The 23410-nt window shown below is 39.5% G+C and carries 20 protein-coding genes; 14 read left to right on the top strand and 6 right to left on the bottom strand.

The features are described from left to right. Positions 1-23 precede the first annotated feature (23 nt). The 3 genes from GYM62_RS05705 to GYM62_RS05695 form a co-directional block, all read right to left on the bottom strand. Positions 24-1526: a xylulokinase gene (locus GYM62_RS05705; protein WP_091654101.1), complete on the bottom strand. Its 1503-nt coding sequence runs from the start codon at positions 1524-1526 to the stop codon at positions 24-26. Between the two features lie 3 nt (positions 1527-1529). Beyond that, positions 1530-3173, bottom strand: a complete 1644-nt coding sequence (locus GYM62_RS05700; protein ID WP_091654103.1) for a sodium/sugar symporter — start codon at positions 3171-3173, stop codon at positions 1530-1532. A gap of 126 nt (positions 3174-3299) precedes the next feature. Further along, a complete protein-coding gene (locus tag GYM62_RS05695; RefSeq protein WP_219958686.1) occupies positions 3300-4109 on the bottom strand; it encodes an aminotransferase class IV in 810 nt (269 codons plus the stop codon). 164 nt (positions 4110-4273) lie between these two features. On the opposite strand from GYM62_RS05695, the gene sdaAB reads away from it, so the two are divergent. From sdaAB to GYM62_RS05645, 10 genes are all read left to right on the top strand, one after another. Further along, positions 4274-4951, top strand: a complete 678-nt coding sequence (gene sdaAB, locus GYM62_RS05690; RefSeq protein ID WP_219958685.1) for an L-serine ammonia-lyase, iron-sulfur-dependent subunit beta — start codon at positions 4274-4276, stop codon at positions 4949-4951. 8 nt (positions 4952-4959) lie between these two features. Continuing rightward, positions 4960-6303 (top strand): TolC family protein, encoded by a 1344-nt coding sequence (locus tag GYM62_RS05685; protein WP_219958684.1) that lies wholly within the window; start codon positions 4960-4962, stop codon positions 6301-6303. Between the two features lie 3 nt (positions 6304-6306). After that, the gene (locus GYM62_RS05680; RefSeq protein WP_144604936.1) at positions 6307-7617 is read left to right on the top strand and encodes an efflux RND transporter periplasmic adaptor subunit; all 1311 of its coding nucleotides are present in this window, start codon (positions 6307-6309) and stop codon (positions 7615-7617) included. A gap of 141 nt (positions 7618-7758) precedes the next feature. Next, a complete protein-coding gene (locus tag GYM62_RS05675; protein WP_219958683.1) occupies positions 7759-9240 on the top strand; it encodes an acyl-CoA synthetase in 1482 nt (493 codons plus the stop codon). Between the two features lies 1 nt (position 9241). Beyond that, positions 9242-9616, top strand: coding sequence for a malonate transporter subunit MadL (gene madL, locus GYM62_RS05670; protein WP_219958682.1), 375 nt, complete (start codon positions 9242-9244; stop codon positions 9614-9616). Then, positions 9600-10364 carry a malonate transporter subunit MadM gene (gene madM / locus GYM62_RS05665; protein WP_219958681.1) on the top strand — a complete coding sequence of 255 codons (765 nt, stop codon included), beginning with the start codon at positions 9600-9602 and terminating at the stop codon, positions 10362-10364. The genes madL and madM overlap by 17 nt, the downstream gene beginning before the upstream one ends. Before the next feature lie 29 nt (positions 10365-10393). Next, positions 10394-10954, top strand: coding sequence for an AraC family transcriptional regulator (locus GYM62_RS05660; protein WP_219958680.1), 561 nt, complete (start codon positions 10394-10396; stop codon positions 10952-10954). An 87-nt stretch (positions 10955-11041) separates the two neighbouring features. After that, positions 11042-13267, top strand: coding sequence for a cation-translocating P-type ATPase (locus GYM62_RS05655; protein ID WP_219958679.1), 2226 nt, complete (start codon positions 11042-11044; stop codon positions 13265-13267). Positions 13268-13508: 241 nt separating this feature from the next. Further along, on the top strand, positions 13509-14201 hold the full coding sequence (locus GYM62_RS05650) for an SIMPL domain-containing protein (RefSeq protein ID WP_219958678.1): 693 nt from the start codon (positions 13509-13511) through the stop codon (positions 14199-14201). Positions 14202-14405: 204 nt separating this feature from the next. Beyond that, positions 14406-15710: a polysaccharide deacetylase family protein gene (locus tag GYM62_RS05645; RefSeq protein ID WP_219958677.1), complete on the top strand. Its 1305-nt coding sequence runs from the start codon at positions 14406-14408 to the stop codon at positions 15708-15710. Here the strand turns inward: GYM62_RS05645 and GYM62_RS05640 are convergent, their stop codons facing one another. Further along, positions 15711-16292 (bottom strand): Pycsar system effector family protein, encoded by a 582-nt coding sequence (locus GYM62_RS05640; protein WP_245756402.1) that lies wholly within the window; start codon positions 16290-16292, stop codon positions 15711-15713. It abuts the gene before it with no gap. A 66-nt stretch (positions 16293-16358) separates the two neighbouring features. Next, a complete protein-coding gene (locus GYM62_RS05635; RefSeq protein ID WP_219958676.1) occupies positions 16359-18527 on the bottom strand; it encodes a radical SAM protein in 2169 nt (722 codons plus the stop codon). 133 nt (positions 18528-18660) lie between these two features. Here GYM62_RS05635 and GYM62_RS05630 point away from each other — a divergent pair, with 133 nt between their 5' ends. The 3 genes from GYM62_RS05630 (at position 18661) to GYM62_RS05620 (ending at position 21017) form a co-directional block, all read left to right on the top strand. Further along, positions 18661-19125, top strand: coding sequence for a DUF1456 family protein (locus GYM62_RS05630; protein WP_144604921.1), 465 nt, complete (start codon positions 18661-18663; stop codon positions 19123-19125). Between the two features lie 97 nt (positions 19126-19222). Then, positions 19223-20110 (top strand): dienelactone hydrolase family protein, encoded by an 888-nt coding sequence (locus GYM62_RS05625; RefSeq protein ID WP_219958675.1) that lies wholly within the window; start codon positions 19223-19225, stop codon positions 20108-20110. Between the two features lie 130 nt (positions 20111-20240). Next, positions 20241-21017 (top strand): NYN domain-containing protein, encoded by a 777-nt coding sequence (locus tag GYM62_RS05620; protein WP_144604917.1) that lies wholly within the window; start codon positions 20241-20243, stop codon positions 21015-21017. Positions 21018-21031: 14 nt separating this feature from the next. Here the strand turns inward: GYM62_RS05620 and GYM62_RS05615 are convergent, their stop codons facing one another. Beyond that, positions 21032-21736: a class I SAM-dependent methyltransferase gene (locus tag GYM62_RS05615; protein ID WP_144604915.1), complete on the bottom strand. Its 705-nt coding sequence runs from the start codon at positions 21734-21736 to the stop codon at positions 21032-21034. 150 nt (positions 21737-21886) lie between these two features. Here GYM62_RS05615 and GYM62_RS05610 point away from each other — a divergent pair, with 150 nt between their 5' ends. Then, the gene (locus tag GYM62_RS05610) at positions 21887-23404 is read left to right on the top strand and encodes a M20/M25/M40 family metallo-hydrolase (RefSeq protein WP_144604914.1); all 1518 of its coding nucleotides are present in this window, start codon (positions 21887-21889) and stop codon (positions 23402-23404) included. Positions 23405-23410: the final 6 nt, after the last annotated feature.

Here is a 23410-nt window from a genome sequence, read left to right as displayed (position 1 = left end):
TTATTTAGGTTTGTCTTCAGTAATTATAAGGCCATTTTTTGGATTCCCTCCAGGCACTTATTCCAACGGGAATAAACTTCCTCATATGGTTCTATAAAATTCTCATTAGGCTCGAAAGTCTCAAGTAGTTGCAGTCCTTGAAAAGCTTCGGTTTCAGATCCATAAACACCAGCTCCTATTCCAGCTCCTCTAGCAGCTCCCTGAGCCCCATCGGTATCATACAGCTCCAAGCTGACCTGATTCATGTGAATAAAAGCTTGCCTAAATACAGGGCTTAAGAACATGTTTGCTTTACCAGCTTTGACTGTCTTAAGGTTCAGTCCCATATCTTTCATGATTCTAAATCCAAAAGTCAAAGCTGAAACTATGCCCTCTTGGGCTGCTCTCATTAAGTGCCTTTTATCGTGTTTCAGTAAATCAAGACCAAGCAGATGTGCTCCCAGTTGCTGATTCTGTAGAATTCTTTCAGCTCCATTTCCGAAAGGGATAAAAGTCAATCCACCAGCCCCAATTCCAGCAGAATGGGCAAATTGATTCATCTCTTCATAATCTATTTTGGAAGCTCCCATAGCCTTTTTCACCCAGCTATTTAAAATACCAGTTCCATTGACACATAAAAGAACGCCGTATGAAGGCTTTTTCTCTGTATGATTCACATGGACGAAAGTATTTACCCGTGATTTTGGGTCATATAAGGGTGTATCGCATACCCCGTATACGGTACCGGAAGTCCCTGCTGTAGTAGCCAACTCACCGGGCTTTAGAACCTGCAATGAGAATGCATTATTAGGTTGGTCACCCGCACGGTAAGAAACAGGAACACCTTCTTCAATTCCTGTGAGTTGGGAGGCCTTGGAATTCACCTTCCCTTGCAATGAATAAGAAGGAACCACCTCTGGAATCCATGACTCAGCGATTTGGTAGTTTTTGAGTACCTGTTCACTTATTCCATTTTTCTTGAAATCCCAGAAAATCCCTTCAGAAAGACCTGTTTCAGAAGTTAGAATTTCCCCAGTCAGCTTCATGGCGATAAAATCACCAGGCAACATCATTTTGTGAATTTTTGCTGCCAACTCGGGTTGGTTTTCTATTACCCAGCGTAACTTGGATGCAGTAAAATTACCCGGAGAATTAAGCAAATTAGAAAGGCAATATTCCTCCCCTATTGTTTGAAAAGCTTTTTCTCCAATTGAAACAGCTCGGCTATCACACCAGATAATGGAGGATCGTAGGACGTTCTGGTCTTTATCAACCAAAACCAATCCATGCATTTGATAGGCAATTCCAATTCCTTGAAGCTCACCTTTTTTGACTTGAGCCTCCTTAATTACAAAGTTGCTAGCCTGCACCACATATTTCCACCACATTTCAGGGTCTTGTTCTGCCCAACCTGATTCAGGTGAATCAATGGGCATTTCCTGGCTCGGGAAGGCCTTTGATATTAAAGATTTCCCTGTATCGGCATCCAAAAGAGACGCTTTAACAGAAGAACTGCCTAAATCAAGTCCTAATAATAATTTTCTCATCTCTTACCAGAATACTATGTAAAGAGCGGCAATGATTCCAGAAATGATGAATGCCCCAATCTTGAAACCTGGGCTTGTCTTGAACAATGCCTTATTGATTTCAATGCTGTTTGGATGATCTTTTCCTTTTCCTTCTACCAAACTGATAATAATCATCAAGGCAGCAAGTATCAAGAATACCACACCCATTCTATCAATGAACGGTAAAGCAGGGAACACTACTTTCAAAACTATGGATAGTGGGATACTTAATCCTGCGCCCACTAAAGCTGCATTGGAAGTAGTTTTTTTCCAGAAAACTCCGAAGAAGAAAATAGCGAAAACTCCCGGACTGATAAATCCGGTATATTCCTGAATGAACTGGAATGCCTGATCCAATTGACCCAATGCTGGAGCTACCAATGCAGCAATAAAAAATGCTACTCCTGCCGTAATCCTTCCTACAGAAACCTGCTTGGACTCAGATGCATTTTGACCAAAGTACTTCTTGTAGATATCCATGGTGAAAATAGTAGAGGTACTATTAGCCATAGATGCCAATGATGACACAATTGCAGCAGTCAAAGCAGCAAAGGCCAAGCCCTTTAGACCCACTGGGAGTAATTGTAATAAAGTAGGGTAAGCTCTATCTGATTTGATCAAGCCAGTACCAGGATCTTTCATGGATTCTATGAATGTCGCATCCAGACCATTATTGACAATTACCAAGGCTGCAATTCCAGGGATCACCACGATCAATGGCATCAATAATTTCAAGAAACCTGCGAAAATCATCCCCTTTTGAGCTTCATCCAAACTTTTTGCGGCCAATGCTCTTTGGGTAATGTATTGGTTAAAACCCCAGTAACTTAAATTGGTAATCCACATACCGCCAACCAAGACTGAAATTCCCGGAAGGTCAAGATAAGCATCTCTTGTTCCGCCCTGACCATCAGGAATCATCATTTCACCTTTCGATAAAATCATAGAAAAATGTCCAGGAACCTCTTTTCTTAATAAGCCAATGCCTTCCCAAGCATCTCCTCCGCCTACCATTTGAAGCGCGATATAGGTAGTAGCCAAGCCACCCACAATCAAGAATACCACTTGCACTACATCTGTCCAAGCAACTGCTTTTAATCCTCCGTAAATGGAGTAAATCATCGCAAACAAAGCCAGACCTATAATTCCATAAACCAAAGGAACATTCAGAATGGTATTTAAGCTTAGTGCGCCTAGATATAAAACTGAGGTAAGATTGACAAAAACATACAATAAAAGCCAGAAAATGGCCATGGTAGTACGCACTCTGGTATCATATCTATCCAGCAAGAATCCTGGCATGGTGTAAATACCTTTCTTGATATAAACTGGCAAAAAGAATATCGCTACGACTAAGAGAGTCGCTGCTGCCATCCACTCATAAGTAGAAATGGCAAGACCAAGGGCAAAGCCTGATCCAGACATCCCTATAAATTGTTCCGCGGAAATATTGGAAGCAATCAAAGAAGCTCCAACTGCCCACCAAGGGAGTGCTTTAGAAGCAAGAAAGTAATCAGAGGAGTTTTTTACGTGACCTTTTTTTTCTTGAGAAACAAAAAGCCCCATTCCGATAATCAATAGACAGTATCCTATAAATACCGCCAGGTCTAAGGGTTCTAAGAGCATAATTTAAATAGGTTGGGTTTTATGGTTAATTCCTTTAATACAAAAAGGTGTTTGGTTTGATTAAAGCGATAAATATAAGATTTTAGAAGAAAGGTCTTCATTTTATTCTTTCATTTTAAGCAAGAATCATAAAATGTTTTCCAGAAAATCAGGAAGATTTGGATCAAATTTTTGATTTTCAATTTGATGGATCATACTGATACCCGTGACATTGCTGACCCAAACCAAATCAGCATTCAATAAGTCAGTCTGTCCAAACTCTCCCTCATTTACTTCAAATCCCATTTGAGCTAATTTTTCAATTAAAACTCTCCTTCCCACACCATCAATACAACCCGTCGATAGAGATGGCGTGAAAATCCTTCCATCCTTCATCCAAAAAATATTGGATGTACTACCTTCAGAAATATTTCCAGTATTATCCATTAAAATCAATTCATCCAGGCCCTTTTTCACCTTTTCTTGATTGGCAAGGACATAGGGAAGCGCTGAAATTGTTTTAAGTGAGGAAAAAGCATTTCCGACCAGAAATATACTATCAGAAAAACCGGCAATTTCCTTCAACTTCGGTGCTGCATGAAAAGACTGAAAGTGAAGTACCTGGGACACTAAATTACTCTCAGGGCTATATTTTCCCAATCCCTCTCGATAAACAGTCCACCTTATTCTAAGCGGTTTTCCACTTCCGTAAAAATCCGCTAAATGTGTAATTTCTGTTGCCGGAATTTTAAAATCTTCAAATCCTAGTAAAGTCAAGCCGGATGAAAGCCTTTCGCAATGGTAATCCCAAAACCTGATTTGCTCTCCATCATAGACCATTGTTTCAAAAAGACCATCTCCAAAATACATGGCTCGATTGGGAATCCTTCCCATGGGATCGGATAGCCATGTCTCAGAATCGGAAGATTTATAAAGAACTGTTTCAAAATCGCTCATAGCCTTGTACGTAATCGGACATTATTCTAAACTGTCTATTTAGAATGGAGTTAAATTTTAAGAATTGAGAAATAATATGCCTCTAAAATGGCCATTAATTGGCAATTTTAGGCGATAGTTACAAATAGATTTGACTTTAGCACCAAAATTGGATATTTCGGGCAATGGCTGGAAAAAGTAGCATTTTTGATATGATAGGACCTGTAATGATTGGCCCATCTTCATCGCACACGGCAGGAGTTGTAAGGATAGCAAGAGCTGCTATTAGAGTTCTTGGCTCCAAGCCAGATCAAGCACAAGTTGTATTTTATAATTCATTTGCCAGAACCTATGAAGGCCATGGCAGTGATAGAGCCATCATTGGAGGACTAATGGACTTTAAAACCGATGATGAGAGAATAAAAGATGCCTTAAAAATTGCAGAGGAAATAGATTTTAAATACCAGTTTAAATCGATCGGTAATTCATCTGTGCATCATCCTAATACGATTAAACTCCTTTTAACTAAAGGAGAAAAGAAAGTAGAAGTAGTTGGAGAAAGTTTAGGAGGAGGCGTGATTAATATTGCTGAGGTGGATGGTTTTGTTGCCAATTTCTCTGCTCAGATGCACACATTGATCATCAAAGCGCAAGATGTATCAGGAGCTATTGCTTTCATCTCTTCGGTTATAGCTCAGGAAAAAGCCAATATTGCTACTATGTCGGTGTCGAGAAAAGGCAAAAACGACCTGGCCTGCCATGTAATTGAAATGGATTCCGGAATCAACCCAATCACTATTGAATACCTGAAATCACTCCCCTGGATAAAAGAATTAATTTACATACCAGATATTGACCTTTAACTCACCACATGAAAAAGTTTATACTTAGTATTATTTGGGTTATTGGTTGTTATTTTTCTGCAATGAGCCAAGATGTCTCCGGAGCCTATGATCTGGAAACAGCTGTTCAAATTGCTTTAGAGAACAACCTCTCCCTCAAAAGATCAGAACTGAACCAACTCAGCAATGAAGCTACCCTTCTTCAAAACAAAGGAAGTAGATATCCTTCATTCCAGACAGGCGCTAGCTCAGGATATAGATGGGGTAGATCCATCAACCCGGTTACAAACCTCTTTGAAACCCAAAGGATCGGTAACATCAACTTATTCGCCAACTCCAATGTCAGTATTTTTGCTGGAGGAAGAATCAACAGCTCAATCAATCAGGCACAAGCTGACATCGAGGCGGGTTTGTACAATATTGAAGCAACCAAAAATGATATCACCCTGAATGTGATCAATTTGTTTGTGAATGTTGTCTTCAACCGAGAGCAAGTGAATATTGCTGAAAATCAATTGAAAACAACAAAGGATCAGCTGGCAAGAACCACTCGTTTGGTAGAGGCTGGTTCTCTTCCCCTTTCAGATCAATTGGATTTACAAGCTCAAAATGCTACTAATGAACTGGAAGTAATCAATGCAAAAAATTCGCTTAGGATAGCAAAGTTAAATCTGGCCCAAGCGATGCAAATTCCTTTCACGGATGAATTCGAGGTAATTGAACCTAAATTCGAAATCAACGAATCTCTAATGGCAACTGAAAATCCTTCTCAGATTTATGAAAGTGCCTTAGCAATTATGCCAGAATTAAAAGCAGCTGAGAAAAATATTGAAAGTGCAGAATATGGAGTAAAAGCAGCAAGAGGAGCTTTTTTACCAACCTTAGGCATTGGAGCCAATGTTTTCTCTAACTATGTGGACAGAGGAATCCCTGGGAGAGAACTCGATGCATTCACCACTCAGATAGAAAACAACCTTTCTCAGTCTGTGAATTTGCAATTGAACATTCCCATCTTTTCTCAATTAAGCAATAAAGCATCTCTTCAGCGAGCAAGAGTACAGAGGCAACTTGCTGAAGTAACTGAAATAGAAGTTAAAAATCAATTGAGACAGGATATTGAATCAGCATACACTTCAGCTTTGGCTGCTCAGCAATCCTACTCTGCTTCTGTGACTAGAGTGAAAAGCTTGGAGGAATCATTTAGAATAGCACAGCAAAGATTTGATCTAGGCGCTATTAATTCAGTTGATTTTCAAGTGGCTCAAGCCAATTACTTCAATGCTCAGGCCGATTTATTGAACGCTAAATACACCTATATTTTCAGAGTAAAAGTCCTTGATTTCTATCTAGGAAACCCTATCAACCTTAACTAAGCCATGGCTAATAAAAAATCAAATAAACTCCTTTACTACCTACTTGGAATAGTAGGTGTTATCATCGTTTTTGCAATCATCGGCCGTGCGGCAGGATGGATTGGTGGGGAAAAAGTCACCAATGTAGAAGTAGCTTCAGTTGGAAAAAATTCCATCATTGAGAAGGTAAGTGCCTCCGGAGAAATCCAGCCGGAAATTGAAGTAAACCTTAGCCCGGATGTTGCCGGTGAAATTATAGAACTTAATGTCGCTGAAGGTGATTCTGTAGAAATCGGTAAACTTCTAGTGAAAATCAGACCTGATAATTTTGTTTCAGCACTAGATAGAAGCCGTGCAAACTTGAACCAGCAATTAGCCAATTTGGCACAGGCTAAAGCAAGTCTTCAGAGAGCAGAAGCTCAGTACACCAGAAGTGAACTGGAATACAACAGACAAAAGAAACTTTATGAGCAAAAGGCTATCTCAGACTCCGAATTTGAGCAGGCTCAGGCGAATTACATCACAGCACAAAAAGACTTAGAAGCAGCAAAGCAAAGCGTAGTGGCTGCAGAATTTGTTGTGAAAAGTTCTCAAGCTACTGTAAACGAAGCGGCTGAAAATTTACGATTAACCAACGTTTATTCCCCGGTTAGCGGAATTGTATCCAATCTTTTGGTAGAAAAAGGTGAGCGTGTTGTTGGAACACAGCAAATGGCGGGTACTGAAATGCTAACCATAGCTGACCTTTCCAGAATGGAAGTAAGGGTAGATGTAAATGAGAATGATATTGTTCGATTGAGCAAGGGTGATACGACCATTATTGAAGTAGATGCCTATTCTTTCTCAGGAAAAAAATTCAAAGGAATAGTAACTAGCATTGCAAACACAGCGAATACCAAACCTTCAGCAGATGCAGTTACGGAATTCGAAGTGAAAATCAGAATTCTCAATAGTTCTTATGCTGATTTGGTCGCAGCTGGAAACAAATATCCGTTTAGACCAGGGATGACAGCCGCTGTGGAGATCATCACCAATCAAAAAGAAAACGTGTTATCTCTTCCGCTTTCTGCAGTTACCACAAGAGAAGATCAATTGGATACTTTGGCGGACGGTTCTACCAAAATGCGTGAATTGGTATTTGTGATGCAAGATGGAGAGGCGAAAATGAAGACAATCAAGACTGGTATTTCTGATTTCCAAAACATTGAGGTATTGGAAGGTTTACAGGAAGGAGATCAAGTCATTTCAGGTCCATATTTCGTGGTGAGCAAAGAACTGAAGGACGGTGATAAAGTAAGCAAGCAAGAAGGTCCGAAACCTGCTGTTAAAAAATAACATCAGCACTTATTAATTGAAGCTCCGGTATTAATCGGAGCTTTTTTTATGCCTGATTTTTCCAATGGCGGAAGTTTAGGGTGTTTAAAGTTTCTTTCATCAGTAAAGTACTTCCTATATTGGAAAAAAGAATTTTCTCAAATGCTCACCCTATTCCAAAACGCTGAGAGATTTAGCAGCAACATCGCCATCATTGACGCTAAAGGCTCTTATAATTACCAAGAGTTATTGACAGAGGCCCAAAATTTAGCCGGCATCCTACTTCAAGGACAACCTGATTTGAATCAGACACGCGTGGCATTTATGGTTTCACCTGGGTTTGATTATGTCAAAACCCAATGGGCTATATGGATGGCTGGTGGTATTGCTGTTCCGCTTTGCATCAGCTACCCTCTTCCCTCCTTGCAGTATGTAATGGATGATACAGAAGCAGAAATTTTGCTTTTTGGAAATGAATATCAGGAAATCTTAACTCCGATTGTAGAAAAAGGAAACATTCGAAGTTTAAATATTGAGTCTTTAACCGAAAATAAATCCCATAGCACAAATCTCCCTGAAATCTCCTTGACACGAGGTGCTATGATCCTGTACACTTCCGGCACCACCAGTCTTCCTAAAGGCGTGCTAACTACTCATGCTAATATTGAAGCACAAATTTCAACATTGGTAAAGGCTTGGCATTGGAGTCAAAACGATTATACTCTGGGGATTTTACCACTTCACCATGTACATGGAATCATCAATGTTTTAGGTTGCTGCATGTGGTCAGGTGCCTGTATTCAGTTTATTCATCCATTTTCAGTAGAAGAGGTCTTGAAAGCATTTATTCAGACAAGAATTAATGTTTTCATGGCTGTACCTACAGTGTATTTCAAACTCATTCAAGCAATTGAATCATTCTCAGAATCGGATCAAAAAGAATTGAAGGAGAAAATGAAGGGTTTCCGTCTGATGGTTTCAGGATCAGCCGCTCTACCTGTCTCAGTTATGGAAAAATGGAAAAGCCTATCGGGGCATTATTTGCTGGAACGTTACGGAATGACTGAAATCGGAATGGCCCTAAGTAATCCTTACCTGGGAGAAAGAAGAGCCGGTCATGTTGGCTTCCCGCTACCGGAGGTTCAAATAAGGATTGTGGATGAAAACAATAAAGAGATAGACCTAGGCGACTCGGGAGAAATACAGGTAAAAAGCCCCTGCGTTTTTAAAGAATACTGGAGGAAACCAGAAGCAACAAATAAAGCCTTTACCTCAGATGGTTGGTTCAAGACCGGAGATATAGCTACCATCGAAGATGGATATTATAAATTACTGGGGAGAGATTCCGTGGATATTATCAAATCCGGTGGTTATAAAATATCAGCTCTGGAAATAGAGGAAGTGCTTCGTAAACATCCTCTAATCAAAGATTGTGGAGTAATAGGTATTCCGGATGAGGAGTGGGGGGAGTTGGTAGTAGCTGGAATTGTTTGCTCAGAGGCTATTCAAAAAGAAGAACTAATATCCTGGCTCAAAGAACGACTACCCGCTTATAAAATCCCAAGAAACTATATACAGCTCGAAGATTTACCAAGAAATGCCATGGGTAAAGTGACCAAAAACGAACTTAAAAAACTCTTCTGATATGATTTACGGATTAGCCATACTCGCATTTTCATTTTTGATGGGCCAGTGGGCAGGAGAAATATTGGGTTCTATTTTGGGTATAGATGCAAATGTAGGGGGAGTCGGCTTTGCCATGATTATTTTATTACTCTGCAAAGAATGGTTAACAAAAAGAAATCTTCTGGATTCAGAAATGACCTTTGGTATTAATTTCTGGGGAAAGCTATATATACCTGTGGTAATTGCCATGGCAGCTAGCCTCAACGTGAAATCAGCCTTATCATCAGGAATATTGGCCATTTTAGCTGGAGTAATTCCAGTGATTCTAGCCTTTTTTGCATTCAAGCTTTTGATTGAAAACTTCAAGCCTAGAACCGATGCAGGAACTATTTAAAGTAATCGATCAAAATGGGCTGATTTTAGCATTTTTACTGATTGGGCTCCTTTATTTTATTTCGGATTGGTTAAGTCGAGCAATTTTCAAGCGTAGAATACCTGGCTCTGCAATAGCAATTTTTGCTGGATTGGGCTTAGGATATTTGGGAGGTTTGATTACAAATGGAAACAAGGGTCTTGCTGACCTAGAGCTTTTTAAAGGAGTTGGTTTTCTGGGAGGCTCAATGTTTAGAGACTTTACTATCGTTGCTACAGTCATGGGTGCCAGTTTCTTTCTAATCAAAAAGAGCGGTTGGATTGGCCTTGCATCTCTTATCACCGGTACATTGGTATTTTTTATTGCAGGAGTACTCATTGCCTGGACCTTTGGATACCGAGATGCTGTCAGTTTATGTACAATTGGTGCCGGGGCATGTACCTATATTGTTGGACCAGTCACGGGAGGAGCCTTGGGAGCCAGTTCCGAAGTAATTGCCCTGAGCATTGCAACGGGAGTTGTAAAAACTATCGCTGTCACTGTTTTGACTCCCATTTTTGCCAAAAGAATCGGGCTTGATAACCCTACTGCGGCTATAGCATATGGAGGAGTAATGGGGACTTCAAGTGGAGTGACTGCAGGTCTAGCAGCAACAGATCCTAAACTTGTTCCTTATGGAGCAGTTTCAGCCACCTTCTATACAGGCTTAGGCTGTTTACTTTGCCCTTCCCTTTTCTACCTCATTCTGGAATTATTAACAGCTTCCTGATTGTTAAAGGATCAAGAATTCTAGATAAAATGGAATTAAGAATTAAAAACATGGTTTGCCACAGGTGCATTGAGGCAGTTAAAAGTCTGTTGCAAGAGCATAATATCCCATTCAGTAGCATTCAGTTAGGAACTGTCACTTTAGATTCAGAAATCTCAACATCGTCAAAAAATCAGCTAGCTGGTGATTTGTCAGGATTAGGTTTTGAATTATTGGAGGAACCCAAATCCATCCTAATTTCTAAAATCAAAGCTATAATCATCAAAGAAATTCATCAGGCAGAGGGAGAAAGAAAAGTAAATTTCTCTCAATTAATTTCCAGCGGATTACAACATGATTACAGTTATCTGAGTAGGCTTTTCTCCTCAGTAGAAGGAATTACCATAGAAAAATATATTTCAAAACAGAAAATTGAAAAAGTGAAAGAACTTCTTTCCTATGAAGAACTGAATCTCTCTGAAATTGCCTATCAGTTGGATTATAGTAGTTCCTCATACCTTTCTGCCCAATTTAAAAAGGAGACAGGCATGACACCCAGTGAATTTAAAAATTCCAGGAAAATCTCGAGGGTTTCCTTGGATAGCATTTAACTAGAAAAGGCAACTAGGTCAAAATTTTGATAAAAACTGCCAAAATTTTGTAAGCTGTTTTTTTAACTATTATCTGACATTTGAAGCATGAAAAATACGGTAATTCATCAATCAACCTTCCCAGTTACGGGCATGACCTGTGCGGGATGTGCTTCCAGTGTTGAAACTATCCTTTCACATACTGAAGGTGTACAATCAGCTTTGGTAAATTTTGCCACAAACACGGTCCAAGTAAAGTATTCAGATGAAGTCAGCCCTCAGGGATTGCATGAAGCGCTTTTAGCAGTCGGTTATGGATTAATTTTGGATTCTGAAAATCTCCAGAAATCCGTAGACGAGGAACAGGATAAAAAATACCAGAAGGCCAAAAGACAAACCATAGGATCCGCCATCCTGAGTATTCCTGTCTTCATTTTGGGTATGTTTTTTATGTCCTGGGAACCAGGAAAATGGATTAGCATGGCTCTTTCTGTACCAGTTCTATTTTACTTTGGCCAGACATTTTTTATCAATGCCTATAAGCAGGCAAAGCATCGCAAGGCTAATATGGATACGCTTGTCGCATTAAGTACCGGTATAGCTTTCCTTTTTTCATTTTTCAATACTATTTATCCTCAATTCTGGACTTCAAGAGGCTTGGAAGCCCATGTTTACTATGAGGCAGCAGTGGTGATTATCACCTTTATTTCGTTTGGAAAAATGCTAGAGGAGAAAGCCAAATCCAGTACATCTTCCGCTTTGAAAAAACTTATGGGTCTCCAACCCAAAACAGTTCACCTTGTTAAAGATGGAAACGAGGTAGAACTAGGCATAGAAGAGATGCAGGAGGGAGATATTTTATTGGTTAAACCTGGCGAAAAAGTACCCGTAGATGGGCAATTAACATCTGGTGAGTCCTACATTGATGAAAGTATGATCAGTGGAGAACCCATTCCGATTTCCAAAAAAACGGGCGATAAAATCTTTGCAGGAACCATCAATCAAAAAGGAAGCTTCCAGTTTATTGCTGAAAAAGTAGGCTCTGACACTCTCTTAGCCCAAATCATCAAAAGGGTACAGGAAGCTCAGGGAAGTAAAGCACCTATTCAAAAGCTGGTAGATAAAATTGCAGGAGTGTTTGTCCCAACAGTCATTGCGATCTCCATGCTAACATTTACCATATGGATGCTAGTTGGAGGTGATGAAGCCTTTACCCATGCTTTATTAACTTCTATTGCTGTTCTGGTCATAGCTTGTCCGTGTGCTTTAGGATTGGCCACTCCTACAGCCATCATGGTTGGGATGGGTAAAGGAGCAGAGAACAATATTCTTATCCGAGATGCAGAAAGTCTTGAAATTGGACATCGGGTTAACACCTTGGTATTGGATAAAACTGGGACAATTACAGAAGGAAAACCTAGCGTTACCGATATCAAATGGCTTCGTTCAGAGGATGTCACAGAGGAAAATTTATCATTGCTCTTCGCTATTGAATCTCAATCTGAGCACCCACTTGCGGGGTCTATTGTCAACTATTTAAAAACCCAAGAAATTCAGGGTACTAAAATCGCTCAGTTTGAAAGTATTACTGGGCTCGGAATAAAAGCTATTCATAATGGAGAAACCTATTATGTCGGAAACCAGCGCTTGATAGAAAACAATAATATTGTTTTGGATGGCGATTTGAAATCAGAAGCTAATTCTTGGAAAGATCAAGCTCAAACTGTGGTTTATTTTGCGAATTCCAATCAAGTTTTGGCCATCATTGGAATAAAAGATCAAATCAAAGCCAGTTCAAAATCCGCAATCCATCAACTCCAAAAATCAGGGATAGAAGTTCACATGCTAACGGGCGATAACCTACAAACAGCCGAAGCTGTTGGGAATGAACTTTCTATCACAAATATCCGCGCGGAGGTACTTCCATCTGATAAATCTGAATATGTTAAAAATCTGCAGGCTCAGGGAAAGGTGGTTGCGATGGTTGGTGATGGTATCAACGACTCGGAAGCTCTTGCCCAGGCGGATATCAGCATTGCTATGGGCCATGGTTCAGATATTGCTATGGATGTAGCCAAGATGACGTTGATTACATCAGATTTGGAAAAAATCTCTCAGGCCTTTAAACTTTCGCATCTGACTGTAATGGGAATTAGACAGAATTTATTTTGGGCTTTTATTTATAATCTCATTGGAATACCTATCGCCGCAGGATTACTTTATCCCATCAATGGTTTTTTATTAGACCCAATGATTGCTGGAGCGGCGATGGCCTTCAGTTCCGTATCAGTAGTATTAAATAGTCTTAGACTTAAAAGAATTCAACTAAATTGAAATATGATTAAATCAGGGCTTTCTTAAAATTTGTCAAAACACTTCTTTTAAATGAGCAATTCCTGTAGCATATGAATTTTGGACCGCGTTTTGGAAGTAATTATTGTACTAAGCCATTTTTACTTAAATGAAATCGAGCATATCGGAGCCGAAACACACTGGAATGACCCCATGGTTAGAGGGAAATATGCGAGATTCCATGTGACCTTTAAAAATCAAATTATAAACACATGAAAATATTATGAAAAAGATAGCATTAACCTTACTTGCTGCCATTTTTGGCTTTCAAGTATTCGCCCAACAAATTCAGCAAGTTCCTTTGATTGAGGTTGAAGGATTTGCAGAAAGACTTATTTCCCCTGACGAGGCAGTTTTTAATATTATGCTTGAAGAAAAAGGCATGAAAGTTAGTGATGCCACCAAAATCCTCAATAACAAAACTCAACGCTTAGCGGACCTTCTCAAAAAAGCCAAGATTAAGGACTATAAATTAATTGCAGACAATTACTCTGTAGATATTAATAGAATTTACCGAAGTGGGGTTTCCAGAGACAGTGGTTATGTTGCCAGACAGACACTCAGGATTGTCACCGGAAGTAAAAATGAAGACTTGCAAAAAATAGCAGAGGCTATCCAAGAATCAGGAGATATGAGTTTTAATTTAAGCTTTCAGGTATCAGAAACTGCTCAAAAATCACTCGAGAATTCCTTATTGACCGATGCTTTGAGAAATGCACAATCCAGGGCTCTCCTTATTGCAGAAACTTTAGGGATAAGAAATATTTCTGTTTACCATGTAAGTGTGGACTCTCCTCCTAGCCCAGGTCCTATGTTTAGAATCATGGCAGATCAAGCCAGCGAGCAATCCCAAATAAAACTGGCTCCGGATAGTCAGAAGATTAATCGGAGAGTTTATGTCAAATACACTTATTAAATCTAAGAGGCTGTCTCAAAAGTGCATTTTGTCACATTGAGCGAAGTCGAAATGTAGGCCACAACGATAGGAAATGCCTTCGACTCCGCTCAGACTGACATTAGATTTATTTATGAGACAGCCTCTTTTTCTTTTTGATCAGCGGTTGGACCTTTGATATCATTTTGAGGATATTAGACTTCGAAACATCACCCCTATCAAACCATGCGCTACGGAATATTCTTTCTATTTGCCTTTGGCCTATTTGCTTGTCAAAACAACGTCACTGTAACTACAGAGATCACAAAATGGCCTGATGATAAATCAGGAGCAATTTCAGTCACTTACGATGATGGGATTATCAATCAATTTACCATCGCCAAACCTATCATGGATAGTTTGGGGCTTCCTGCCACATTTTACATCATTACAGGAAAAGTAGATGGATCCGGTAAGGGAAAATTCATAGGAAGAGACCCCAAAGAAATAATTAAAGAAACCGCCAATATCCCCACTGATTCAACTAACTTCTTTGAGCGAGCCTCTCTAATTGCATTTACAGGCACCTCTGAGGCGGAGGATTATCATGCTAGAGTTGGTTCTCTATTCGAGCAAGGAAAAGTAAAAGAAGCATATCTTCTACTGGATGAAGGCTACCAAAAAATACGGGAAGGCAAAATGAAAAACACCAATGACGTAGTATTTCATAACAATGTGGAAGATACTACCACTTGGGATCAGTATAAATCTTATGCCGCACAGGGACATGAGATAGCTTCACACACTGTCACACACCCCAGGTTAGCAGTTCTTGACGAAATAAACATGCTGTATGAGTTGGAGCAGAGTAAAGCTGATCTTCTCCAATTTATAGGAGAAGAATCAATCTTTAGTGCGGAGGGGCCTTATGGAACAGAGAATGAACGGGTCATGGAATACGCTCATAAGATTTATCCTTCTTTGAGAAATAGAATGCCTGAAGATTGGTTGGAGGAAATTAACCGAGGAAGCAAAATGACTCCTGGCGAATCAAATAAAGAATATGTGCAATGGCAAAGAGGCCCCGTAAGCAAAATTGGAATTGGTGAAATGAAATCTTGGATAGATACAGTTATGAAGCACGATAATACATGGTTGGTTTTAGTTTTTCATGGTGTTGAAAACTTAGGTTGGGAACCTAAAACAAGAAATGAACTAGTGGAATATTTTTCCTACATGAAGGCAAATGAAAATCAATTATGGATCGCCACATTTAGGGATGTCACCAAGTTTTTGAGAGCAAGAATGAATAGTGAAATCAGTACTAGTATTGAATCGGACAAAAAGATTCAAATTTCACTAAAATCAGAACTAGACCCCGCTATCTACAGTATTCCACTTACACTTAAGACCTATCTCCCTTCTAACTGGAAAAATGTTGAGTTAGGAAATAGCGGAGAGAAAATAGAGATTAAAGAGGATGAAAAAGGGAAGTACATCAGCTATAACTTGCAGCTAGGTAATTCTATCGAATTCAACAGGGTAGATTAATCAAAATATCTGTAGCAATAAGGCAATAACTCCGATTACTAATCCTAAAATAAATGCCTGATAAGCATGTCTCAACAATTTGTATTTATGATTGAGCACCATGCTTTGGTAGTATAAGGAAGTGGACATTTGATCCTGAATTTCGTCCTTGGATTTCAAAGTTTCATTAAGCTCTCTCAAGTATTCATCTTTGGTAAATTCAGAGACGGAGCCAAAAAAGATGACTGATCGCTTTTCAACAGATTGGTTTGATTTGCCAACTATCTTTGGTTTTGCTGCCTGAACAGCTAAGATAGTAGATGTCAATGATGTAAGGATAAAAACTACCAAAGGGATTAACATCACCAAATTGGACATGTCTATTTGATTGGAAACTGATCCGTATCCGACCAGGGCTACCATAGATGAAATCACCAATGCATTGATACTGATGATAATATTTGCCTTGTTATCAGCTATTTTCAAAAGTTGAGAATTATTATTAAAAGTAACTCTGTAAAAGGTCTGCCTCTCACGAGATGTTTTCTCAGTTTTTACATTTTGGTAAATCTCTTCTTCCATGTTGGCTAAATATTGAGTCAATTTAACAATTTTTCTCGGCAGAAAACCAAATTAAATTCTCCGAAACTCTCAACCTATAATTAGATATCAAAAGATCAAAAGTCCATTTTCCCTTAATATTTGCCAAACTTCAGATTCGGCCAATTCGGAAAAATCTCCCAATTTTTCTTCATAATCCTCCTTGATAGATTTCAGCCTTTGAAGCTGATTTTGATAACCGACATTCTCCAAAAAAGAGTAAACCCATTCCGCAAACTCCTCTGGTAACTCCAAGGCAAAATCCTCTTTCTTACCTGAAAAAATGAGTTCAGCAAAACCTTCTTCTTCTGAAGGCACTAATTCAGGCTGCTCTCCTATCCAAATTATTCTTTGCTGATCTTTCAAAAGAAACTCCTCTTCCTGAAGCTCTTTTTCTATATATCTATTTGGAATACTGCTTGAAGGTACTTGATGATCAAACCACTGATGAAGCGGAACGTCAAATCCTAATCCATGCATGTAATTGAAGAGTGATTTCCTCAATCCCTCTCCAAAAAGATCATGATCTGCTCCCGTCGGATCCTCATGCTGTAACTCATTATTAGCAAAACGACCAAGTCCTGAAACAGCATTTTTCACTTTAAATAAATCTGGCGCCAAGCCAACAGGACTGTGAGCAGTCATGGCGAATCGGTGCCAAAATCCGGACTGCAATACCCCACTTTCAAACAGTTGTCGAACCATTTCCAGAGAATCAATGGTTTCCTGGGCAGTTTGAGTAGGAAATCCATACATCAAATAGGCATGAACCATAATCCCTGAATGGGTGAAATGATTGCAAACTCTTGCCACTTGCCCAACTGTCACGCCTTTTTTTATAAGCTCTAATAGCCTATCCGAAGCAACTTCCAATCCGCCTGATACTGCTATGCATCCTGACGCCCGCAAGAGCTTGCAAAGATCAGCGGTAAAGCTGCTTTCGAAGCGGATATTGGTCCACCAAACTACCGATAGGCCTCTTCGCAAAATTTCAATAGCGAGATCCCTCATCAAAGCTGGAGGTGCAGCTTCATCTACAAAATGGAATCCATTCTGACCAGTCTGAGCAATGATCTCCTCTATCCTATCACAAAGAATGGAGGCATTGATGGGTTCGTAGCGTTGGATATAATCCAAAGAAATATCACAAAATGTGCATTTACCCCAATAGCAACCATGCGCCAAAGTCAACTTATTCCACCTTCCGTCCGACCAAAGCCTATGCATGGGATTAGCCACTTCGATCACTGAGAGATATTCTCTCAGGTGCAAGTCACTGTAATCCGGAGTTCCAGTTTCTTGCTGTGGAATATCTTTTACAGCAAAATTATTAATAAATCTCACTGAACCACTCTGCCGAATAAATGTTCTTTTCAATTCATCAACTGGCCTTTTGCCATCCAAATATTCCAATAACAACTTGACAGGAGCCTCTCCATCATCCAAAGTGATAAAGTCAACATAATCAAATACCCTCGGGTCTTTCAAAGATCTTAGCTCTGTATTGGGGTACCCCCCTCCCATCCATACTTTGATATCAGGATAAGCCTTTTTTATAAATTGGCCGCATTTTAAAGCTCCATATAAATTCCCCGGAAAAGGAACAGAAAAGGCAATTGATTTAGGGTTAATATCTTTGATTTTGGCATCTAAAATTTGACACATCCATTCATCCAATAGTCCACTGGGTTGCCTGAGTGCCTCATCCATCTCGTCAAATTCTCTCGCACTCAAGCCTAATCTTTCTGCATATCTGCTAAATCCAAAATTTGGGTCTATCGCCTCAGTGATCAGGTCTCCTATATCTTCCAAGTATAAGGTGGAAAGATATCTTGCTTTATCCCGAATCCCTAAAGTGCCAAAAGCCCACTCCATATCATCCATTTGCTCAAACCGGGAAGCCTCAGGAAGAAAATCACCCTCAACGACAGTGTATGCCAAAGTCGGATTTTTATCCTGAAGAAATGCAATAACCGAATCTATGGTTTGCAAATACTTCTTCTTAAGCCTCAGGATTCTAGCAGAATTTTCAGACAGTTCAATCTGGCTTTCTTCAATTTGATGAAAAATCTGTCCTAAGCCCTCCACTGAAAAAATTTTCCAGATCAGTTCAATACCTAAATCCATTTGCTTGGATTCATATCCCAAGGTTTTCAAATATCCTTTGAGGTAAGCCGTGGCGGGATAGGGAGTATTCAGCTGGGTAAAAGGAGGAGTTATAAATAGAACTTGAGTCACTCTTTTTTTGATAGTTGCTGTCTCAAAGATCCGTTGATTTTTTGGGAAAAAACCAATTGGAAAGCAAATTCACTTTAAAAGACCTCATCTAATTTTTGTAAGTATCTTAGTGATTTGAAACAAGCAGCGATTTATGAGTAATAATGATATTCTGAGAACCCTTCGATTCACCTTCGATTTCAATGATTTTGAAATGATTGATCTTTTCAAAAAAGGAGGACTGGAAAGTACCAGAGAGGAAGTCAGCAACTGGCTTAAAAAAGAAGATGATCCTGAATATAAACAGATATATGACAAAGAGTTGGCTCATTTTCTAAATGGATTTATTGTTTTGAAAAGAGGACAAAAGGATGGTGAAACTCCTGCAGCCGAGAAATCCCTGAATAATAACATGATATTAAGGAAACTGAAGATAGCCTTAAGCATGAAAGATCAGGATATGCTGGATGTCTTTGAGTTAAGGAAATTTCGGATCAGCAAACATGAATTGAGCGCCTTTTTCAGAAAACCAGACCAACATCAATACCGAGTTTGCAAGGATCAGATTCTGAGAAATTTCCTCATGGGGCTACAATTGAAATTTAGAAGTACTGATTGATTTTGCCACTTATCCCTCGCTTTGATGAGTGATTCAACTTTTTCATGGATTCTATTTCCTTTTTTCGCAACTTAATGCTACACCCAAAATTGGAATCATGGATAAATTAAAGAAAGAGGATATACCTCAGGAAGTTTTTGACCTTTACGACTATTACGCACACAATAAACTGGATAGAAGGACTTTCATGGAAAAGCTTTCTGCTTATGCAGTAGGTGGGATTACGTTGGCTACTTTGATGAGCACCATGATGCCTGATTACATTACCACTGCAACAGTTCAGCCAGATGATGAACGCATGCAGAGTTCTGATTATGTGCTTTACAATTCACCAAAAGGTGGAGGAGAAATCAGAGGATTGCTTTCCAAGCCATCAGGTTCGGGAAAATTTCCGGGAATTGTAGTCGTTCACGAAAATCGAGGCTTAAACCCTTACATTGAGGATGTTGGAAGGAGATGCGCTGTGGCTGGTTTTATTTCCATAGCACCCGATGCTTTATGGCCTCTAGGCGGATATCCAGGCAATGACGATGAAGGCAGAGAAATGCAGCGAAAAAGAGATCGGGATAGTATGCTGGAGGATTTTATCGCAGCCTATCATTACCTGAAAAACCATCCGGATTGTGATGGAAATGTTGGGGTAGTTGGATTCTGTTTTGGCGGTTGGATTTCTAATATGATGGCCGTGAAAATTCCTGATCTCGGTGCGGCAGTTCCTTTTTATGGAGGACAGCCATCGGCCGAAGAAGCAGCTCAGATCAAGGCACCATTACTAGTTCATTATGCCGAACTGGACGAGCGTGTCAATGCTGGATGGGAAGAGTATGAAAAAGCCCTCAAAGCCAATAATGTTGAATATACCATGCATATGTATCCGGGTGTCAACCATGGATTTCATAATAATACCACTCCTAGATATGATGAGGCAGCTGCTCAGTTGGCTTGGGACAGAACCATCGCCTTTTTCAAGGAAAAACTCAAATAAACTCCATAAACCAGATCAGAGAAAGGGCGAGATTCGCCCTTTTTCATTACTAGTTATGGAACTACCTGGGTAAAAACAGTCTTATATAACTTAGAATTACTTGTTTAAATAAAACTCTAACACATTTTTAATGAGAGATACCAAATCAAATCTTGCAGTCCTCGTAGATGGAGATAACGCCTCAGCCAAATTGATCAAAGAAATTTTGGAAGAAGTATCTAAATACGGGAAAGCAACCATTCGGAGAATTTATGGTGATTGGACTACTCCCCAAATGAATTCATGGAAAGAGGTCATCAACCTACATTCCTTTAGTCCTATTCAAAAGTTCGCATACACCACAGGAAAGAACTCTACAGATAGCTCTTTGATCATCGATGCGATGGATATTTTGCATAGCAATTCGGTAGATGGCTTCTGTATTGTATCATCCGATTCAGACTATACTGGACTTGCAAAAAGAATTCGGGAAGAAGGCATGTTTGTCATGGGAATAGGTCGTAGACTTACTCCACAGGCTTTTGTACAGTCATGTGAGATTTTCACTTTTGCAGAAAATCTGGGCGATGAAGTGGAAGATGAAAAGGATACAAGCAACAGAGATTCAAAAACATCAGAACAAACCAAAAAGCCTAATTCGAATCAGGAAGATTCAAGAAAAAAGAAATTCTCATCCAATTTGGATATGCATCTTATTGATCGTGCTTTTGAAATTTCATCAGATGAAGAAGAAGAAATTCACATTGCTAAAATCGGTGCTTCCCTCAGAAAAATAGACCCAAGCTTTGACCCTAGGTCTTATGGATTTAGAAACTTGACCGAACTATTCAAAAGCCTAGATAAATATATAGTGGTTAGAAATGAAGTAAATGGGTTGAATTATCCTTTAGTCAAGTTGAAAAATTAGAATTTCAAAAATCACTAATCCTCTTTCCCAAATATCAGGAAGTGTTGGATTTTCATGAATTTCCCGTTTTCAATGAATTTAAACCCATTAGCCTCCAATTCTTTCTTTGCTTGATCTACCGTCATTTTATGTAAAGGTTTTATTGGAATCCAAGCATCTTCTCCCCTATACTCAATCAGTAATAGTTTCCCATCGGGCTTTAAAGATTTTCGAATTGATTGCAGCATCTCCTTAGGGTACTCTAATTCATGATAAACATCTACCATAATCACTAAATCCACTGAATTAGCCGGAAGATTAGGTGAGGTGGCACTTCCCTTTATTGCCTCCACATTACTATAGCCTAGTTCTTTACTTTTTGACTTGAGATAGTCTATGGCTGGATCTTGAATTTCAACCGCGTATACTTTACCCTTTGGTACTTTTGGAGCGATACGAAAAGTATAATAGCCCGAACCCGCTCCAATATCCGCAACCACACTTTCCTCTGTTACCGGAAGATTTTTGATAGCTAAAGAAACACTTTCTTCCTGCTCTCTACTGTTTCTTTCTAGCCAGGCTTTTCCCTGAAAACCCATAATCAGGGAAATTTCACGACCCATGTAAATTTTACCCGAACCATCCCTACTTGGTGATTGGTATGTATAGGATGAACTTTCCTGGCAAAAAGCAGGAGAAAAAACCATCATTAGAAAACAGAGAGCTGATATAAATCTCATTTTAAGCTTTTGTAATTTTAAAAAGAACAAGGAAAAGCTTAGCATGTTTGAATCTCGATAACTGTTTTACAGTATTTCCAATAACCATTGGCAATTTTTCCACTTGTTCCTACCCATAGTTTTATCTAATTTCCAGCAAAGCTTCTATCTATGAAAAATACAATATTCATCCTGTTTTTATTCTTGAGCTCAAAAATCATTGCCCAAGTTCCATCTCAAAGTGAGCTAGAGCAAATGACATCTGACAATTGGCAATCAGGCGTCAAGCTCTTAAATGAAATAGTGGCTATGCCTAACGATGCGGTTTATCCTGAGCAAATAGAAGTCAATATTCTATGGTGCGAAAGACAGTTTGGTGAAAGAGCTTGGAGCTCAGAAAGATTAGATACAGGAGGAATTCCGCTTTTATTGGCTCAAAAGAATCAACCCGGGGCAACTCAAACTGTGCTTTTTTATTTCCACATAGATGGGCAGGCTGTGGATAGAAGTAAATGGCATCAAAAAGACCCTTACGTTCCTGAACTTAAGGTTCAAAATGACAAAGGGGCATGGGAAATCATCCCTATGGCGAAACTATTAGATGAATACGATCCTGATTGGAGAATATTTGCAAGATCCACTTCAGATGATAAAGGACCTTTTGCCATGTTTTTGACAGGTTGGGATGCTCTATCTAAAAATGGAATCTCACCCAATTACAATGTGAAGGTTATTTTGGATTTTGAGGAAGAACAAGGCTCTCCAAGACTACCAGGTGCTGTTAAGCAGTACAAAGATAAACTGAGTGCAGATTTGATGCTGATTATGGATGGACCAAGACATACCTCGAACCTGCCAACATTAAGCTATGGAGCAAGAGGAATCTCTGAAATGACTCTTACCACTTATGGTCCAAAAGTACCACAGCATTCAGGACATTATGGGAATTATGCACCCAATCCCGGCTTTCTTCTTGCGCAGCTATTGGCAAGTATGAAAGATGAAAATGGAAGAGTCACTATTCCTGGATTTTACGATGGAATTAATCTTAGTTCTGAGGAAAAGGCCATACTTGAAGCTGTCCCTGATGATGAGGCGGCTATCAAGAAACGTTTGGGTCTAGGAAGAACTGACCAGGTAGGCCAAAGCTATCAAGAAAGCATCCAATATCCATCCTTAAATATCAGAGGGATGCAATCTGCTTGGGTAGGCCCTGAAGCCAGAACTATAGTACCTGCCACAGCGATGGCTGAATTAGATATGCGTTTGGTTCCAGAATCCGATCCCGAAAGGCTTTTTGCCTTAATTCAAGATCACATCAAAAAACAAGGATTTCATATCATCAGCGATGAACCTACAGATGAGGAAAGGATGATGTATCCCAAATTGCTGAGAATGAATTATACCATTTCATACCAAGCATTTAGAACCCCTATGAATTCAGAGGCTGGAGCATGGTTAAGAAAAGCGATGGTGAGAGCTTTCGGAGAGGAGCCAATTCAAATCAGAATTTCTGGTGGCAGTATTCCAATTTCACCTTTCGTAGATGCATTGGGAATACCGGCAGTGACCATCCCCACAGTAAATGCAGATAATAATCAGCACAGCCCAAATGAAAATATCAGACTGGGGAATTATAGAGAAGGAATCACAACAATTCTTAGCGTTCTTACCCAGCCTTTACAATAAGGTTGG

It is taken from the genome of Algoriphagus sp. NBT04N3 (assembly GCF_019443765.1).
In the GTDB taxonomy this organism is placed as follows: Bacteria; Bacteroidota; Bacteroidia; order Cytophagales; family Cyclobacteriaceae; genus Algoriphagus; species Algoriphagus ornithinivorans.
Note: the sequence above shows the minus strand (reverse complement) of the source record. Positions and strands in the feature narration are given on the sequence as shown.

Excerpts from the sequence above, each read along its gene's own strand:
- GYM62_RS05705 (WP_091654101.1), bottom strand. The coding sequence starts at position 1,526 with ATGAGAAAATTATTATTAGGACTTGATTTAGGCAGTTCTTCTGTTAAA.
- GYM62_RS05700 (WP_091654103.1), bottom strand. The coding sequence starts at position 3,173 with ATGCTCTTAGAACCCTTAGACCTGGCGGTATTTATAGGATACTGTCTA.
- GYM62_RS05695 (WP_219958686.1), bottom strand. The coding sequence starts at position 4,109 with ATGAGCGATTTTGAAACAGTTCTTTATAAATCTTCCGATTCTGAGACA.
- sdaAB (WP_219958685.1), top strand. The coding sequence starts at position 4,274 with ATGGCTGGAAAAAGTAGCATTTTTGATATGATAGGACCTGTAATGATT.
- GYM62_RS05685 (WP_219958684.1), top strand. The coding sequence starts at position 4,960 with ATGAAAAAGTTTATACTTAGTATTATTTGGGTTATTGGTTGTTATTTT.
- GYM62_RS05680 (WP_144604936.1), top strand. The coding sequence starts at position 6,307 with ATGGCTAATAAAAAATCAAATAAACTCCTTTACTACCTACTTGGAATA.
- GYM62_RS05675 (WP_219958683.1), top strand. The coding sequence starts at position 7,759 with ATGCTCACCCTATTCCAAAACGCTGAGAGATTTAGCAGCAACATCGCC.
- madL (WP_219958682.1), top strand. The coding sequence starts at position 9,242 with ATGATTTACGGATTAGCCATACTCGCATTTTCATTTTTGATGGGCCAG.
- madM (WP_219958681.1), top strand. The coding sequence starts at position 9,600 with ATGCAGGAACTATTTAAAGTAATCGATCAAAATGGGCTGATTTTAGCA.
- GYM62_RS05660 (WP_219958680.1), top strand. The coding sequence starts at position 10,394 with ATGGAATTAAGAATTAAAAACATGGTTTGCCACAGGTGCATTGAGGCA.
- GYM62_RS05655 (WP_219958679.1), top strand. The coding sequence starts at position 11,042 with ATGAAAAATACGGTAATTCATCAATCAACCTTCCCAGTTACGGGCATG.
- GYM62_RS05650 (WP_219958678.1), top strand. The coding sequence starts at position 13,509 with ATGAAAAAGATAGCATTAACCTTACTTGCTGCCATTTTTGGCTTTCAA.
- GYM62_RS05645 (WP_219958677.1), top strand. The coding sequence starts at position 14,406 with ATGCGCTACGGAATATTCTTTCTATTTGCCTTTGGCCTATTTGCTTGT.
- GYM62_RS05630 (WP_144604921.1), top strand. The coding sequence starts at position 18,661 with ATGAGTAATAATGATATTCTGAGAACCCTTCGATTCACCTTCGATTTC.
- GYM62_RS05625 (WP_219958675.1), top strand. The coding sequence starts at position 19,223 with ATGGATAAATTAAAGAAAGAGGATATACCTCAGGAAGTTTTTGACCTT.
- GYM62_RS05620 (WP_144604917.1), top strand. The coding sequence starts at position 20,241 with ATGAGAGATACCAAATCAAATCTTGCAGTCCTCGTAGATGGAGATAAC.
- GYM62_RS05615 (WP_144604915.1), bottom strand. The coding sequence starts at position 21,736 with ATGAGATTTATATCAGCTCTCTGTTTTCTAATGATGGTTTTTTCTCCT.
- GYM62_RS05610 (WP_144604914.1), top strand. The coding sequence starts at position 21,887 with ATGAAAAATACAATATTCATCCTGTTTTTATTCTTGAGCTCAAAAATC.